Here is a 15,551-nt window from a genome sequence, read left to right on the forward strand (position 1 = left end):
CTCAACTCTCCAAACGTTTGCCAATAGCGCCAAGTGCTCCGTGCAATGCCTTGTGCGCGCCCTGATCTTGCAGGGTCTGTGTCATTTGCAGGCTCAGCGTGCCGTCAGTGGCCAGCGCATCGCGTTCGGCCTCTAGGCGGCCTGCGGCCTTCTTATCCATCGCGTGCAGAAAGCCCGATACCAACTGGGTGGTGTAGAATTCGGCCCCGGCTGCGTCTCCGGTTGTGTCTCCCAGCCAAGTTGCTCCGGTCGCCATCAGGTCCAGAAGGCCGGGAACCATGGCGCAAATGGCGAAATGGGCGTTCAGTGCCGCCTCATCTGCGACCTTGATCACCGGGTTTTCCGGTGCGAACAAATCGGCCAGCAGTTGATCGTTGCCGAAAGCGACCAGCGGGCAGCCACCGGCTTCCAAAAATCCCAGCGGAATGGTTTGCACGATTGCCGGCGCCGGAGAGCAGAGCTCGGTTAGTTCATCTTTCGAAACTGCTGCCATGACCGAGACGATCTGATTGTCGGATCGAAACGTTAAGGCGGCCAGAACGTCCGCAGCGATATGTGGGCGCAGGCACAGGAACACGATCTCGGATGCATCAATCACGGCCTGTGGCGTCGTGACAGACACACCCAGTTCAGCCTTTAGCGCGGTTGAAACCTGGTCATTGCGTTCTGTCACGGAGATCTCGTGCCCTTTACGGGCCAAAAAACGCACCATCGGGGCCGCAATATGGCCCGTGCCGATAAATCCGATCCGGCTCATCCCTCGGGTTCTTCGGGGATTGAGGCCGATAGCGCGTCGCGCCAGGCATCCAGCCGGTCGGCCAGAGCGTTATCCTGCAGCGCCAGAATGCCAGCGGCCATCAATCCCGCATTGGCACCGCCTGCCGACCCGATCGCCATAGTCGCAACCGGGAACCCTTTGGGCATCTGAACAATGGAATAGAGCGAATCGACGCCAGACAGTGCCCGCGTCTGCACCGGAACGCCGATCACAGGAACGCGTGTTTTCGAGGCCATCATACCCGGTAAATGCGCGGCCCCGCCGGCCCCTGCAATGATCACCTGCAATCCGCGCGAGACAGCAGTCTTGCCATAGTCCCACAAGCGATCTGGGGTGCGGTGCGCTGAAACGATGCGTTTTTCATAGGCCACGCCCAACTCATCCAGAATATCTGCGGCTTCTTTCATCGTGGACCAGTCTGACTGGCTTCCCATGATGATCCCCACTTTAACGTCGCTCATCCGCTTGCGTCCCTGCCTTCCGAAAGAGCGCGAACTATAGCCAAATCCGCCTTTGTGGCAATGCGGTTCAGATGTCTCAGGCGATGATATCCGGGGTCAGGCGGTCTTCGATCAGGCGAATGATGTCTTTCAGGCGCAGTTTCTGCTTTTTCAACCGTTTGATCGTCAGTTGATCCGAGGTGCCAGTGGCCTGAAGCGCCTCGATTGCTTCGTCAAGATCACGGTGTTGACGGCGGAAAACTTCCAGCTCTACCCGCAGAACCTCATCAGTTTTCATCGAAAGATCGGTGGGCGCGTTCATTGGCGACTCAGAGTTGTTGTGGTGCTTGTCACACAAGATAGTGTGTCAGGCTTGATCCGGCCAGACCTTGTGGACATCGCTGTATATTCCCATATTCTATTATACGCGGTTGCCAGAATGGGGCCGCACAACACGTCGCTTTGGCAATAAAGGACGAAAATACGTGTCTAAACTTACTCTGGGCTCATACCCGCATCTTTTGGGGTTCGAGCAGTTGGAACGCCTTCTGGAGCGGTCTGCAAAGGCCGGAAATGAGGGGTATCCGCCCTATAATATTGAACAGACCTCGAATTTTTCCTACCGCATTACCCTGGCTGTGGCTGGGTTTGCAGAAGAGGACCTGTCGATTACCATCGAAGATCGACAGTTGGTGATCCGGGGACGTCAGCGCGACGACAGCGAAGGACGTATCTTTCTACACCGTGGGATCGCGGCACGTCAGTTTCAGCGCATGTTCGTGTTGGCCGATGGGGTCGAGGTTGGCGAAGCGATCATTGAAAATGGTCTGCTGCATGTGGATCTGACCCGCGCCGTGCCCGAAACCGTGGTGCAAACGATCAACATAAGGAAGGGGTAAGAGCAATGAATACACCGTTTGAAATCAACGCCGAAGGCGATCGGATCGTCTATGTCAAAACAGTTGAAGTCGCCGATCTACCTCGGGAAGTTCGCGAACAGGCCGGAGATCTGAGCCTGCTATATGCGGTACACGATGCCGACGGCCAGCAACTGGCACTGGTTGCTGATCGCAAGCTGGCGTTTAACCTGGCGCGCGAGCATGATTTTTCACCGGTGGCCGTGCACTAAAGCGGCCTCCGTACGTTTTCCTCGTGACATCCATGGCCTGTCGGGCGAGACAGTCGAACCTATGATGGTTCGAATATCGGAGTGCACGACACATGAACTGGTTCGACTTTGACTGGGTAGACGCCTTCAGCGATCGCGCCTTTGGTGGCAATGGTTGCGCTGTTGTTCATGGTGGGGCAGCTCTGTCCGAAGACGTCTGCATGGCCTATGTGCGCGAGACGTCCTTGGTTGAATGCACCTTTACTGGCCCGTCCGATGTGGCCGATTTCCGGGTTCGTTATTTTCTGGCCAGTCGCGAAATCCCCTTTGCCGGGCATCCCACGATCGCCACCGTAGCTGCAATGCAGTCCAGAGGAATGCTGCAAGGCAATACCCTGACGCTTGAAACCGGCGCGGGGATCGTTTCGATCTGCATCAGCGGTGATGAAATCGAGATGACGCAGATTGCACCACAATTCGGCGCCTATGTTCCCGCCGAGCTGGTCGCCTCTGCCATCAGTCTGCCCAAAGAGGCGATCATCTCGCCTCCGCAATTTGTTTCTACCGGGCTGCCCTTCTGTGTCACTGTTCTTCGTGATCACGACGCCCTGCGCGCGGCAAAACTGGTCGAAAGGTCTTTGCGCGAGATTGCCGAAAAGGCGGGCTTTTCCGGCTCCGATATGGCCGAACCCTTTCTTGTAACGCTCAAAGGCGCGACCAAAGCAGGCGATACATTCTCGAGATTGCTGTTGGCCCCGCCCAGCCCGCCCGAGGATCCGTTTACCGGATCTGCCACTGGTGCGATGGCGGCGTATCTCTGGAAACATGGGCTGATGCCAAAGGACGTTTTTATTGCCGAGCAAGGCCATGATATGGGGCGCCCCGGTCAGGCGACTGTTACCCGAGCTGGTCCATCGGATGCGATGACAGGCATCAAGGTCGCCGGTCGCGGGCATATCCTGATGCGGGGTCAGGTTAATTTGCCAGATGCCGGATGATGACAGAACCTGCAATCGCCATATTGCCCTATGGGCATCGGTTAGGGCCGAAACTGGCCACGGTTCCTTTGTCGGAACTGACCTGGCCCGAAGGTTGCCCGGATCGTCTGATCGGAAAAACAGTGGGCGATCTTGCGCACACGGACCATCTGATCATGTACCCCAATTCCACCGTACATTTGCGTCTTCGTCGGGGAACACGTGCGCGGATATCTTTGATGATGGGAGAACCTTCGGCCATCCATGCTAAACATGATCGCATGTTGCGCTATACGTGGCGGCGGTTCTTCCGGGTGCTGACCTTTCATGATGTTTTGTTGCAAGGTATCCCAAACGCCGTGTTTCTGCCTTATGGCGTGACGATGGTGCCTGATTGGCAAGAACTTTTGGTTGAGAAATCTAAATCCTGTTCTCTGATCGCCTCGGCCAAACGTGATCTCGAAGGACATCAGCTGCGCCATTCCGTGATCGACTGGGTTCGTGAATCCGGGGCAGATGTCGATATTATGGGGCGTGGCTATACTCCGTTTGACTTGAAGTCTGACGGGCTGGCCCCATATCGCTATTCGGTGGTGATCGAGAATGTGCGGGAGCGGAATTACTTTTCGGAAAAGCTGACAGACGCGATTTTGTGCTCGACTGTGCCGATCTATTGGGGCTGTCCCAATATTGGTGATTTCTTCGACACATCCGGGATGGTCCTGTGCGATTCCGAGGCCGACATTCGGAGTGCGATTCAAGCCGCTTCGGTCGATGAATATGCCGCGTGTCTAGATGCCCTGCGGGCCAGCCAGTCCAAAGCGGCGGAATTTGGTGATTTCGAAGGACGCGCTGTCGCCGCCATTCGGGCAGAACTATAATCCAATAGAAAAAGGCCCCCGGAAACCGAGGGCCTTTTGCTTGATTCTTTGCGCAGGTTACGATCCGGCGATCAAACCCATGCTTTCCAGCTTGAGCAGAACCTGGTGGGCACAGTTGTCTACATCCACATTCTCGGTCTCGACGCTCAGCTCGGGATTGGCAGGTACGTCGTAGGGATCGGAAATTCCGGTGAATTCTTTGATCTTGCCTTCACGCGCCAGCTTGTACAGGCCCTTGCGGTCGCGGCGTTCGCATTCTTCGATGCTGGTGGCCACGTGAACCTCGCAGAAAGCGCCAAACGCTTCGACATCTTCGCGGACGGCGCGGCGGGTCGTGGCGTAGGGTGCGATTGGGGCACAGATAGCGATGCCGCCGTTCTTGGTGATCTCGCTGGCCACATAGCCGATGCGGCGGATGTTCAGGTCGCGGTGCTCTTTCGAGAAGCCCAGTTCCGATGACAGGTTCTTACGAACAATGTCACCATCCAGCAGGGTCACCGGACGACCGCCCATCTCCATCAGCTTTACCATAAGCGCGTTGGCGATGGTCGATTTGCCCGAGCCGGAGAAACCGGTGAAGAATACGGTAAAACCCTGCTGACTGCGCGGCGGTTTGGTCTTGCGCAGCTCGGTCACAACCTCAGGGAAGCTGAACCATTCGGGGATTTCCAGGCCTTCGGCCAGACGGCGGCGCAGTTCTGTGCCCGAGATGTTCAGGATCGTGACGTTGTCTTTGTCGGCGATCTCGTCATTCGGTTCGTATTGAGCGCGTTCCTGCACAAAGACCATGTGTTTGAAATCGACCATTTCAACGCCGATTTCATCCTGGAACTGGCGGAACAGATCTTGCGCATCATAGGGACCGTAGAAATCCTCGCCGGCCGAGTTCTTGCCGGGGCCTGCGTGGTCACGGCCGACAATGAAATGCGTGCAGCCGTGGTTGGCGCGGATCAACCCGTGCCACACCGCCTCGCGCGGGCCTGCCATACGCATCGCCAAGTTCAGCAGTGACATCGAAGTTGTCGAGGCCGGGTACTTGTCCAGAACAGCCTCATAGCAACGCACGCGGGTAAAGTGGTCCACGTCGCCCGGCTTGGTCATACCAACAACCGGATGGATCAGTAGGTTGGCCTGCGCCTCTTTGGCGGCACGGAAGGTCAGTTCCTGATGCGCGCGGTGCAGCGGGTTGCGGGTTTGGAACGCAACAATACGGCGCCAACCCAGCTTGCGGAAATAGGCGCGCAGCTCGTTCGGTGTGTCGCGGCGAGCGCGGAAGTCATAGTGAACGGGCTGTTGGATACCAACAACAGGACCGCCCAAGTAAACCTTGCCTGCAGTGTTGTGCAGGTAGTTGACCGCCGGGTGGGCATCGTCATCTGCACCAAAGACCTTTTCCGCCTCGCGTGCCTTGTTCGGCGTCCAGCGGTCGGTCACAGTCATGGTGCCCAAAATGACACCTTCCTGGTCGCGTAGTGCAATGTCCTGACCCAGTTTGATGCCCTCAGCGAAGTCTTCGCGGACATCCAACGTGATTGGCATCGGCCAAAGGGTGCCGTCGGCCAGGCGCATGTTTTCGACGACATTGTCGTAATCGGCCTCGCTTAGGAACCCTTTCAGCGGGTTGAACCCGCCATTCATCAGCAGTTCCAGATCACAGATCTGACGAGGGCTCAGGTCCCAGCTTGTCAGGTCGGCAGCTTCTACTTTCAGTTTCTGTGCGGACTCGTACGAAACATAAAGTTCAGAGATCGGCGCCAGATTGCTTAACATCGTCATGGGAATTCTCTTGTCGAAGGATGGATTGGCCAGTGATTCAGGGGCGTTTGCCGGGCATGTGCCCCGGCGGCCGGGTGAAGTCCAGATGGATTTATGAAACAAAGGACGATATGCGCGGTTTTTCTCCGGATTGGAAGGATTTTCCACATTTTGACGCGAAACCCGACGACAATCCCTTGGATCAAGGCCAAATAGACCGGTTTGAATGAGTGTGTTCTCAGGTGGCAATCTTGGGGGTGAGGTTGGATGCACGTTCGATCGGCAGGGCAGAAATTGGCCTTGTTACCCCACGCAACTGGAAGGGGCGCAGATCGTTCTGCCAACCGTCATGCCCCGCTGCCTTCAGCAGATCGCCCGAAACCAAAAGCTCGACACCCAACCCCTTGGTCTCGGCCTCCAATCGGCTGGCGACATTCACGGCGTCGCCGATAATCGTGCGGCTTGCAGTGCCCACGGCGCCGATTTCGCCCAGAACCAGATCGCCCAGATGTAACCCCATTCCAATGCGGATAAGCGGGCTGCCCTCGGTTTCGAGTTGTTCGTTGAACCGTTGCAATGCGCGGCTGACATTGGCTGCAGCTTTCATCCCGGCCCGTGCTGAACTTGCAGCATCGGTGGTTTCAAACACCGCCAGCAGCCCGTCACCCATATACTTGTCGACCACACCCCCATCCGAGGTGATGGCTGGTACGATGGCGTCAAAGAACCGGTTGAGCAGGAAAACGATGTCATAGGGCAACTGCCCGGTGGTCAGTGCCGTGAACCCACGCATGTCCAGAAACAGCACCGCCAGTTTACGTTCCTGCCCCTGACTGGCATGGGCGCGATTGCGACCGCTACCGGGATTGTACATCCGAAAGGCCGTGATTGGCTCGGTCGGGCGGATCTGACAGGCCAGGCGTGCGCCTTCGGGTGCTTTTACGGCAGCCAAGCTGCGGGCCTCGATCTCACTGGGGACGGGGAGCTGATCTGCACCATTCTCGACAATAACGCGACAGGTGGTGCAGCGCCCCTTGCCACCACATAGCGCAGTGTGGGGAATGCCGTTGGCCTGAGAAATCTCAAGCAGAGTCATGCCTTTTTCGGCCACAATTTCGGGGCCTTCCACATATTTGATGCGCACCGAATGCCGGCGTCGCAAAATTTTGCGCACCAGAAACACAAGCAATGTAGCGCCAACCGCCAGCCCGAATGCAAGCAGCGTATCTTGCCTCACACCCATCAGAGCCTGAAATGCCTCGGGCGATGGCCAGTTGTAATGTTCGATATACTGATCGCGCAGAAACGGGTCGGCGAAATCAGCCCAGATGCGTCGGCCCTCTGTCAAAAGACCTGCCAGAGCGAAAGACGGAATGAACACGGCGAGCCCGATCAAATAAGGTAGCGTCCTTTGCCACCAGGATGTCAGGCGCAGCCACATGTGAAGACCGATGCAACTGTGGACCCAAACCACCAGCAAAAGCAGGCTTTGTGTCCAGATTGCATAGCTGGGCCACATTAGCGCGATGATATAACCCATCTCATCATTAACCCCGAAAACTGAATGTGCGTATCGGGTGTGAACAAGGTGCGAGATCAGTTGCAGTGGAATCACAAATCCAAGCACCACCTGTAGCCCCAGACTGAAAGGCATTCGCATGGTTCTGCGCTGAGCTAACGAATACAGCGCCAGCCCAAAATGCACGAGCAAGGCCAGATATAGAATCGCGCTGCCGATGTTATTGCGCGTAATGACATGGCGGCCTTTCTGCATTCCGTGGAGATAATCAGTATGAAACAGTCCCAGACCGATATTGATGAAGTGAAAGAAGGCAAAGATGAACAGGATCAGGCCGCTCATGATCCTCAGCCGGGTAGCCCACCCGCCTTGCCATAGTACGCTTTTCACTCGGTTCACCTGTGTTCGTTTTGCTCGCATCTCAGAGTCTGTAACGGCGCAGAGCGGGGGTCAAGCGAAGCCTCTATGCCCCGGCAACCAGGGATGCGGATCCCCATCCAGGCACACTACCTCTGGCGAGGTGCTAAACAAAACCGCATGACTGAGTTCTGGCCGGGATCGCGAGCTGTATAGCAAGCCATCGGCGCCTTTGGCGCGGGCGTCATCCGAAAATAGCCAGGTGGGTGAGGCGCCTTCTTTTTCGTGGGTATCCTGCCACACGACCGAGGCTTCGCTGCGCCCCCGCAGATCTACCAGCCGAGCGCCGGTGATCCGGCATTTTTGAAGAATGCGTGGTGGATCGGATGGGCAGACATAGCGTTTGATGGCTATTTCGGCACCCTCAGCGCTCAGCGAAGAATAAAGCGCGAATTGGCCCGCATAATGAAAACGCCCCTCTGGCGCCCGTGCTGGGGCCAAAGGGGCGTCTATCTGTGACAGGAACAGAATTCTCCAGATCGGGCCGGAGAATTCGATCACCTGATTAATCCTGCTCGGCCAGGAACCGTTCAGCATCCAGCGCGGCCATACAGCCCATCCCGGCGCTGGTAACGGCTTGACGGTAGATGTGATCTGTCAGGTCTCCGGCAGCAAAGACACCTGGAATGGAGGTTTCTGTGGAGCCCGGTTTGGTGATCACATAGCCGCCCATATGGGTTTCCAGCGAGTCCTTGACCAGCTCATTCGCGGGCGCGTGGCCGATGGCGATGAAAACACCTTTGCAGGGGATTTCGCGAATCTCACCGGTTTTCACATTCTTGACGCGCACGCCTTCGACACCCAAAGGCGCATCGGTTCCGGTGACCTCGTCCAGTTCGTGGAACCACAGGGGCTCGATCTTGTCGTTCTTCATCAGCCGATCCTGCAGAATCTTTTCGGCGCGCAATTCATCGCGGCGATGGATCAAGGTGACCTTGCTGGCAAAGTTGGTCAGAAACAGCGCCTCTTCCACGGCGGTATTGCCGCCGCCGATTACAACGATCTCCTGCCCGCGATAGAAGAACCCGTCGCATGTGGCGCAGGCGGAAACGCCAAAGCCTTTGAACTTCTCTTCCGAGGACAATCCCAGCCATTTCGCCCGCGCGCCAGTGGCCAGAATGACCGCATCGGCGGTGTAGATGGTGCCGCTGTCGCCCTTTGCGGTGAACGGGCGTTTCGAGACATCCAGATCGCTGATGATGTCGCCGATGATCTCGCACCCCATCGCGGCGGCGTGCTCCTGCATCTTGATCATCAGATCAGGCCCCTGGACTTCGGTAAAACCGGGATAGTTCTCGACCTCGGTGGTGGTCGTCAGCTGTCCGCCCGGCTCGATGCCCTGAACCAGGATCGGTTCCAGCATCGCACGGCTGGCATATACGCCCGCAGTATAACCGGCAGGTCCTGATCCGATTATCAGAACCCTGGTGTGTTTTGTTTCGGCCATGATACCCCCGACTCGATCTGCCTGATACGGGCCTGCGGCCCCTTGGCGAATGGATATAGCGACCCCCTTGAGGCGCTTAAAGCCCCTTCGTGCCGTATCGGAGAATCCGTTTCACAACTCGCGCTAGAAAAATACCTGGAAAACCAAAGAATATTGCGCAAACGCGAAACATTATTGCGCATCCCTTGGGTGCTGATATAACAACCGAAAATTCAGGAGCTTTTTATGGTCGCGACACGGCTGGACGAGATTGACCGCAAGATTCTGGCAGAATTGCAGGCAGACGGTCGCATGACCAATGTAGAGCTCGCGAAACGTGTGGGAATTTCCGCGCCTCCGTGCCTGCGGCGCGTGCGCACATTGGAGGACTCGGGCCTTATCCGCGGATACCACGCGGAAGTGAATGCGCGTGAGCTGGGTTTTGAGGTTCAGGTCTTTGCAAGCGTCGGACTGGAAAGCCAAGCCGAAGCCGAACTCAGCGCATTCGAGGAACGCTGCCGCGAGTGGCCACTTGTCCGTGAATGCCACATGTTGAACGGCGAAGTGGATTTTATTCTGAAATGCGTCGCTCCTGATCTCAGCAGCTTTCAGCAGTTTTTAACAGGCGAGTTGCTGACCACGCCAAACGTAGCCAGCGTTAAAACCTCACTTGTGATACGCGGCGCTAAGGACGAGCCCGGTGTACCGTTTGACGTCCTGGAAGAACGAATGAACCGGACGGCGTAAAGCGCATCCTTTTGTGACGGCTGGTGCACGGCGGCAGAATCGCCGTGACAACCAGAAACAAAACCCAACTAATTAAAATCTGCATAAAGCCCCCACTTTGCAGTACTGGTTAAAACTCAGGCAGTGATTGCGTCCACCTCTCCATCTCCGGCACGCGGTAACTGCAGCGGGCCAAAGTCATTCAGCGATTCGACATGCTCGAACAAGTTCAAATAGATTGAGCGAAGCGAATGGCTGATCATCCGAACCGCATTTACGCCTGGATGATATGATTCAAACTGTAATCCGTCTACCTTGATAACCGAATGGCGTTTCAGACAGATGTGAAACAATTCGATTGGGGTAGGCGGTAGCATCTCGATGACGCCCATCCCGTCTTGGAACTCGTGTGCGGGCGTCAAAACAGGAGATCCGCCATACAAGTGCCGCAGATGTGCTGGGGTGCCTAACAGGCGCGCAGCCGGACCGACAGTCACGCCTGACATCGGTTTTTGCATTCCGAAGGTATCCGCCATGATGCGTGTCAGCGGGCGCGTGCGACCACGCGAGTCTTCGCGCCCGGGGATCAAAGTAACCGAGCCCTTCCAGACCACGGTTTCCGAAGTTCCATTCTGGGTCAAAACCGTATCGCCAGGTAAAAGATCTTCGATCGCTATCGGCCCGTTTTCGGTTTCGACAAGCGAACCCCGCGTAAAGGCACAAAACGCATCCTCGAACATGGGCAGCGCTGGCGCGATGTGGCGGGTTTGGGATACCTCGCCATTGCTCAACAATGAACTGACCTCATAGCGCCGCAGCTGCGCTTTTTGTTTTGTTGTATTTCTTGGAATCTCGCGCAGCATTGTCGACGTATCGACGGCGTTTCTGGCGGCGCGGGCCAAAGAATGTGGAATAGTCATACTAATTCCGTCCCCTCAAACATCCGCTCAGGAAGGCTGAACCCCCGTACAGGCCCGCCTGATCGGTTTTCTTTGTCTTGAATGCTATGGCGACTTCGAGACGTCGGCTGTAACGGCCGCGCGGTGCGATGGAATTTCGCAAACTCTTGGTCAACACATTGACCCCCCAGACAAACTCACAACTCGCAGACGAAAATTGTCTACGCACACAAACCCCTAAACACATTCACAGAAAGCGTCTGTGAAGCGCCACACACCGGATCGGAGCACCCCCGCTGTGTGTCTTGACCCTCAAAGCCGGCAGAATGGCTTTGGTAGGCCTGTCTAATCAGCGTCGCGAAGCCAAACGGCGCGCCACACTGGCAGAACGGCTGGAAACCCGCTTCCACGGCATCTCCAGTTTTTGCTCTCTGGACGCTTTCAGAACAGCGCTGAGAAAGCGGGATCTTTGTTTCATCCTGTTGTCCTACTCGTTCAAGGCTTAGTGCCTAACGACCCAATCTGAGCCTAACGTGTCGCCATATTGAGGCGGCCATAAGGCTGACGCGGGTTGAATCTGGGACAAAAGAAAGTTGGTTGTTTCCTTTTCTTAATCTAGCCGCGCTCACATTCGGAAATATGCAGATAACCATCTGAGAGAGGGCAATAAAACCTAATTTTGGCGACTCATATAGACACAACAAATGTGGCGAAAAAGCGGCGATTTCGCCACAATCAGGACGCGCGTCACAGTTTGATTGCGGAAATCAGGCGGCCGTAGTCGGCTTCTTTTGCATGAACCGATCGGCGGTACGAATAGAATCTGTTCGGGTCCGAATAGGTGCAATGACGAATCCACTCTGCATGCCCGACACCAGCCTGACGTAACCGGTGCAGCCCATAGGACGGGAGGTCAAATTGCATCCGATCACCCGTTCCATTTGCGAAGAATCGCAGGTTTTCTGATGATTCAGTGGCAAATTCTTCTAGGAACTCGGGTCCGACCTCATACACAGTTTGAGAGATTGTGGGCCCTATGACAGCCACTGTATTCTCGCGCCGTGCTCCTAGCGCCTCCATGGAGTCCAACGTGGCCTCAAGCACACCGTCTAGCGCGCCGCGCCAACCCGCATGTGCAGCTCCTATCACTTTTGCGTGGGTGTCGGCAAAAAGAACAGGTTGGCAATCCGCCGTGAGGATGGTCAGCGCCAGCCCGGGATAGGCCGTAACCAACGCGTCTGCTTTAGGCTTTTCCCCGTCGATGGGACCATCAACAGTTATGACCGTCGGTGAATGCACCTGATGCACCCCGATAAGGGATCCGGGATCGACCTCCATCGCATCCGCTACGCGGTTACGGTTTATCGCGACAGCCTCGGTCTGGTCAGATGATCCATGACCGCAGTTGAGCCCTGCAAATATCCCGGATGAGGCCCCGCCTCGGCGGCAGAAAAAACCATGGCGTACGGATGACAAGAGATCCGAAGTCAGAATTTCCAGCGTCATGATTCCAGTCCCGGTGGCAATGCGGCATAAGATGGGTACAGGCCCAGTACTTTGAACAGGTTTCCCATTTCTTCTGGGTGCGTCAACCGGCGATGTGCGGCTATCAACGCCTCAAGCTTGGACCCGCTGAGTGGTTTCGCCAATGCTTGCGCCCGCGCAGTGATGCCCAGCCGTTCCAGAAAAACGCCTTGGGGTGTCAGGCGCGAATGGGCGCAGCCCGCAGCTCGCGCTGCGCTCGCCAGAGGTTCGAAGTCCACATGGGCGGTCAGATCAGCTTGTCCGGGGCTGGAAAGAGGGTCTATCGGCTTGTGGGAATGCAGCGCCTGAAACGTATCCCCAAGCGAATGCCAGTCGCCATAATCCAGGATCAGTCCGGCCCCGCCGTGTGTCGCGATCCGTCCGGCGATCACAGTGATGATCGGTATGGCCGAAGGGCAAAGCTCGACCAGATCCCCATCCTGCGTGTCCTCAAGCCGGTTCTTCAAAGCGATCTGTGGCGACCGCGGCCCCTGGCCAAAAGCCAGTGATTCGTCCTTCATCCCGATCAAACGTTCCCGCCAATCGCTGCCATCACGGATGAATTGGCGAATGGGCAGAGCGTCAAAGAACTCGTTTGCCACCAGCAAAAGCGGGGAATCGGGTAGATCGGTGACTGATGTAATCCAGCGTGGAGCATAGGCATCCAGCGTCTTTGCCTGAATGGTGCGCAGGGTTGGTGAGGCCTCAAGCAGAACAATATCTGCCGCCGCGTGAAAGCCATCCACGCCCTGTGTCGCACGCAGCATGTCAGCCATCAGCGTTCCGCGCCCGGGACCCAGCTCCGCTAGCGTGAAACGGCCCGGACGCCCCTGGTCAATCCAGCAATGCGCAAGGCCGAGCCCGATTAGTTCGCCAAACATCTGGCTGATTTCCGGGGCGGTGATGAAATCGCCCTGCGGGCCAAGGGGGTCGCGGGTGGTGTAATATCCCAGCGTCGGGTGCAGAAGGCATTCGGTCATATAGTCGGCTACACTCATCGGGCCGTCTTGTGCGATACGAGCCTGTAAGAGGTTGGCGAGGGTCATCACTTGGCCTTAGCGCGTGATGCCAGCCAAAGGCCAAAGGCAATCATTGGCAAAGACAGTAACTGGCCCATGGTCAGGCCGTAGCCGCCCATTTGCCAGGCAAGTCCAAGCGGATTTCCGGCCGAAGCAAACTGTGCATCGGGTTGCCGGAAAAACTCGACAATGAAACGCGATGCGCCATAGCCCGCCATAAACACGCCTGTGACCAGACCGGGCCGTAGGAAAGCGCGGCGGCGATAGACCAGCCACAACAGCAGGACGCCCAGCAGCAACCCCTCAAGCGCGGCTTCGTAAAGTTGAGAGGGGTGGCGGGCGCAAAGACCAATAACCTCCGGGCAGTTTTGGGCGGCAGGACCAGGGAATACAAAGGCCCAGGGCAGGTCGCTGGGCCTTCCCCACAGTTCGGCGTTGATGAAATTCGCGACACGACCCAATAACAGCCCAGGCGGCACGGTATGCGCGATCAGATCAGCAAGCGGCAAAATCGAAATTTGGTGACGTCTTGCATAGATATATGAGGCCACGACGACGCCTAGCAATCCACCGTGGAAGGCCATGCCGCCCTGCCAGACCATCAGAATTTCGATCGGGTTCGAAAGGTAATAGGCTGGTTGATAAAACAGCACGAACCCAAGTCGCCCGCCCAGAATCACGCCCAGGATGATCCAGGTGATCAAATCCTCAAGCTGGGCGGGTTGCATCGGTGGCGCCTTGTCGGGCCACAGGGCGGGGCGCTTTAGGGCGATCACCCCCAGGCGCCATGCAATCACAATCCCGGCGATATAGGCGAGGGCGTACCATCTAAGTGCGAACTCCATCCCGAACAGCGAGATCGAGAAAAGTTCGGGCGACAGATCGGGGAAATTCAGAACAGCCTGCATGTGCGTCTCATTGCCCGGGCTTTGAGGGTTAAGTCAACCTTGAGCCTGCGCCAATCATTCCCCATATAGAGACCAACCGCCAAATCGGAGGATAACCATGCAAACCCGCAACAAGATTCTGGATGATGTTTCCCAACTCATGACCAACGCCATGGGTGTTGCCCAAGGCGCAAAGGACGAGGCGGAGAACGCCATGAAGTCGATGATCGACCGTTGGCTGGCTGATCGCGATTTCGTCACACGCGAAGAATTCGACGCTGTCCGTGCCATGGCTCAGAAAGCGCGCGAGGAAAACACAGCGCTCGAGGCGCGCATTGCAGCGTTGGAAGCCAAGCTGGGCGAATAATCCCCCCGCGAAATTTTCGAAAAAAGACAAACGCCGCTCAATCCGGTTCTGGGTTGTGCGGTGTTGTGCATCATGCCGTCTTGCGGGAATTAATCAAGACAAAGCTGCATCTGATGCCAATATTTTGATCCCCGTTGCCAGCTATCCACAACTTATTGCTGTTATCCCCAAAAATGGGGGTTGTCAGGCCACCACCCACAGCGCACCATATTTAGTACAGGCCTATGGGGGAAGCCCGGCTTGTAGAGCAGGCAACTAGCGCTGGGGCGCTGCCAGCCCCGAAATGCTAGAAATTAGTGAGGTGGCATTATGGCCCTTTCCGAGCAGTTTCTTGAAGAAGACCTTCATCCGATCGACATTGTTGAACATCTTGCCGAACATCACGATTGGGACTTTGATCGGATCGGGGATGATCAGATCGCAATGGCTGTCGAAGGACAGTGGCGCACCTACTCGATTACGCTAGCCTGGTCGAATTATGACGAAACGCTGCGTATGGTGTGCTCGTTCGAGATGGAGCCACCTGAGGCGCGCGAGGCCGAGCTTTATGAACTGCTGAACAAGATGAACGATCAGTGCTGGGCCGGGGCCTTCACATACTGGGCCAATCAGAAGCTGATGGTTTACCGCTACGGTCTGGTTCTTGCGGGTGGTCAGATGGCCAGCCCGGAACAGATTGATACGATGATCACTGCAGCGGTCCTGAGCGCCGAGCGTTATTATCCCGCGATCCAACTGGTCACATGGGGCAACCGTACCCCGGAAGACGCGATGCAAGTCGCCATTGCAGAGGCCTACGGCCGCGCGTAAAGCTTTGCCCCGAGCCAA

General features: G+C 56.5%; 19 protein-coding genes. 8 read left to right on the top strand and 11 right to left on the bottom strand.

Features of this window, described 5'->3' with window-relative positions; translation table 11 throughout:
• Position 1: 1 nt before the first annotated feature.
• The 3 genes from AC2FJV_RS03720 to AC2FJV_RS03730 form a co-directional block, all read right to left on the bottom strand.
• A complete protein-coding gene (locus tag AC2FJV_RS03720) occupies positions 2-757 on the bottom strand; it encodes an NAD(P)-binding domain-containing protein (RefSeq protein ID WP_496712712.1) in 756 nt (251 codons plus the stop codon).
• Entirely contained in the window at positions 754-1,239 is a 486-nt protein-coding gene (purE, locus tag AC2FJV_RS03725) for a 5-(carboxyamino)imidazole ribonucleotide mutase (protein WP_271949196.1), read from the bottom strand. Before purE ends, AC2FJV_RS03720 begins: the two co-directional genes overlap by 4 nt.
• A 76-nt stretch (positions 1,240-1,315) precedes the next feature.
• The gene (locus tag AC2FJV_RS03730; protein WP_037308505.1) at positions 1,316-1,540 is read right to left on the bottom strand and encodes a YdcH family protein; all 225 of its coding nucleotides are present in this window, start codon (positions 1,538-1,540) and stop codon (positions 1,316-1,318) included.
• A gap of 163 nt (positions 1,541-1,703) precedes the next feature.
• Between AC2FJV_RS03730 and AC2FJV_RS03735 the strand changes: the two genes are divergently transcribed.
• The 4 genes from AC2FJV_RS03735 (at position 1,704) to AC2FJV_RS03750 (ending at position 4,184) form a co-directional block, all read left to right on the top strand.
• Positions 1,704-2,117: an Hsp20 family protein gene (locus AC2FJV_RS03735; protein WP_142636541.1), complete on the top strand. Its 414-nt coding sequence runs from the start codon at positions 1,704-1,706 to the stop codon at positions 2,115-2,117.
• A 5-nt stretch (positions 2,118-2,122) separates the two neighbouring features.
• The gene (locus AC2FJV_RS03740; RefSeq protein WP_142636543.1) at positions 2,123-2,347 is read left to right on the top strand and encodes a DUF1150 family protein; all 225 of its coding nucleotides are present in this window, start codon (positions 2,123-2,125) and stop codon (positions 2,345-2,347) included.
• A gap of 92 nt (positions 2,348-2,439) precedes the next feature.
• Positions 2,440-3,324 (top strand): PhzF family phenazine biosynthesis protein, encoded by an 885-nt coding sequence (locus tag AC2FJV_RS03745; RefSeq protein WP_496712714.1) that lies wholly within the window; start codon positions 2,440-2,442, stop codon positions 3,322-3,324.
• Positions 3,324-4,184, top strand: a complete 861-nt coding sequence (locus tag AC2FJV_RS03750; RefSeq protein ID WP_496712716.1) for a hypothetical protein — start codon at positions 3,324-3,326, stop codon at positions 4,182-4,184. The genes AC2FJV_RS03745 and AC2FJV_RS03750 overlap by 1 nt, the downstream gene beginning before the upstream one ends.
• A gap of 57 nt (positions 4,185-4,241) precedes the next feature.
• Here AC2FJV_RS03750 and AC2FJV_RS03755 read toward each other — a convergent pair whose 3' ends face one another.
• The 4 genes from AC2FJV_RS03755 to trxB all read right to left on the bottom strand — a co-directional run bounded on the left by AC2FJV_RS03755 (position 4,242) and on the right by trxB (position 9,322).
• Positions 4,242-5,960, bottom strand: coding sequence for a bifunctional sulfate adenylyltransferase/adenylylsulfate kinase (locus AC2FJV_RS03755; protein WP_496712718.1), 1,719 nt, complete (start codon positions 5,958-5,960; stop codon positions 4,242-4,244).
• Between the two features lie 217 nt (positions 5,961-6,177).
• Positions 6,178-7,848 carry an adenylate/guanylate cyclase domain-containing protein gene (locus AC2FJV_RS03760; RefSeq protein WP_496712720.1) on the bottom strand — a complete coding sequence of 557 codons (1,671 nt, stop codon included), beginning with the start codon at positions 7,846-7,848 and terminating at the stop codon, positions 6,178-6,180.
• Positions 7,849-7,908: 60 nt separating this feature from the next.
• Positions 7,909-8,376 (bottom strand): RES family NAD+ phosphorylase, encoded by a 468-nt coding sequence (locus tag AC2FJV_RS03765; RefSeq protein WP_282021516.1) that lies wholly within the window; start codon positions 8,374-8,376, stop codon positions 7,909-7,911.
• A 4-nt stretch (positions 8,377-8,380) separates the two neighbouring features.
• Positions 8,381-9,322, bottom strand: coding sequence for a thioredoxin-disulfide reductase (gene trxB / locus AC2FJV_RS03770; protein ID WP_496677643.1), 942 nt, complete (start codon positions 9,320-9,322; stop codon positions 8,381-8,383).
• A gap of 225 nt (positions 9,323-9,547) precedes the next feature.
• Between trxB and AC2FJV_RS03775 the strand changes: the two genes are divergently transcribed.
• The gene (locus AC2FJV_RS03775) at positions 9,548-10,048 is read left to right on the top strand and encodes an Lrp/AsnC family transcriptional regulator (protein ID WP_142636556.1); all 501 of its coding nucleotides are present in this window, start codon (positions 9,548-9,550) and stop codon (positions 10,046-10,048) included.
• 116 nt (positions 10,049-10,164) lie between these two features.
• Here the strand turns inward: AC2FJV_RS03775 and AC2FJV_RS03780 are convergent, their stop codons facing one another.
• Positions 10,165-10,947, bottom strand: a complete 783-nt coding sequence (locus AC2FJV_RS03780) for a Hint domain-containing protein (RefSeq protein WP_271949219.1) — start codon at positions 10,945-10,947, stop codon at positions 10,165-10,167.
• 305 nt (positions 10,948-11,252) lie between these two features.
• Between AC2FJV_RS03780 and AC2FJV_RS03785 the strand changes: the two genes are divergently transcribed.
• Positions 11,253-11,432 carry a hypothetical protein gene (locus tag AC2FJV_RS03785; protein ID WP_185956677.1) on the top strand — a complete coding sequence of 60 codons (180 nt, stop codon included), beginning with the start codon at positions 11,253-11,255 and terminating at the stop codon, positions 11,430-11,432.
• Between the two features lie 241 nt (positions 11,433-11,673).
• Here AC2FJV_RS03785 and pgeF read toward each other — a convergent pair whose 3' ends face one another.
• From pgeF to lgt, 3 genes are read right to left on the bottom strand one after another with little or no spacing between them, the layout of a single operon-like run.
• Positions 11,674-12,432 (bottom strand): peptidoglycan editing factor PgeF, encoded by a 759-nt coding sequence (gene pgeF / locus AC2FJV_RS03790; protein ID WP_496689554.1) that lies wholly within the window; start codon positions 12,430-12,432, stop codon positions 11,674-11,676.
• Positions 12,429-13,496: a class I SAM-dependent methyltransferase gene (locus AC2FJV_RS03795; protein ID WP_496712722.1), complete on the bottom strand. Its 1,068-nt coding sequence runs from the start codon at positions 13,494-13,496 to the stop codon at positions 12,429-12,431. The genes pgeF and AC2FJV_RS03795 overlap by 4 nt, the downstream gene beginning before the upstream one ends.
• A complete protein-coding gene (gene lgt / locus AC2FJV_RS03800; protein ID WP_496712724.1) occupies positions 13,496-14,377 on the bottom strand; it encodes a prolipoprotein diacylglyceryl transferase in 882 nt (293 codons plus the stop codon). Before lgt ends, AC2FJV_RS03795 begins: the two co-directional genes overlap by 1 nt.
• A 97-nt stretch (positions 14,378-14,474) precedes the next feature.
• On the opposite strand from lgt, the gene AC2FJV_RS03805 reads away from it, so the two are divergent.
• Together AC2FJV_RS03805 and AC2FJV_RS03810 are read left to right on the top strand one after the other, a co-directional pair.
• Positions 14,475-14,723 carry an accessory factor UbiK family protein gene (locus tag AC2FJV_RS03805; RefSeq protein WP_142636566.1) on the top strand — a complete coding sequence of 83 codons (249 nt, stop codon included), beginning with the start codon at positions 14,475-14,477 and terminating at the stop codon, positions 14,721-14,723.
• Between the two features lie 309 nt (positions 14,724-15,032).
• On the top strand, positions 15,033-15,533 hold the full coding sequence (locus AC2FJV_RS03810) for a type III secretion system chaperone family protein (protein ID WP_281972666.1): 501 nt from the start codon (positions 15,033-15,035) through the stop codon (positions 15,531-15,533).
• The last annotated feature ends 18 nt before the right edge of the window (positions 15,534-15,551 follow it).

Source organism: Ruegeria sp. CDSA241 (assembly GCF_059611265.1).